The sequence below is a fragment of the Paenibacillus sp. GYB006 genome (assembly GCF_036577645.1).
Lineage (GTDB): Bacteria > Bacillota > Bacilli > Paenibacillales > Paenibacillaceae > Paenibacillus.
On record NZ_JARBDA010000111.1, the window covers coordinates 1 to 239 of the forward strand.

General features: G+C 51.9%; 1 rRNA gene. It reads left to right on the plus strand.

Annotated elements, in window-relative coordinates:
* Window positions 1-239 (plus strand): 16S ribosomal RNA (locus PV403_RS25405); the annotation flags it as partial.

Below are 239 nucleotides of genomic sequence, written 5' to 3' on the forward strand. Positions count from 1 at the left end.
GTCGCAAGACTGAAACTCAAAGGAATTGACGGGGACCCGCACAAGCAGTGGAGTATGTGGTTTAATTCGAAGCAACGCGAAGAACCTTACCAGGTCTTGACATCCCTCTGATCGGTCTAGAGATAGACCTTTCCTTCGGGACAGAGGAGACAGGTGGTGCATGGTTGTCGTCAGCTCGTGTCGTGAGATGTTGGGTTAAGTCCCGCAACGAGCGCAACCCTTGATCTTAGTTGCCAGCA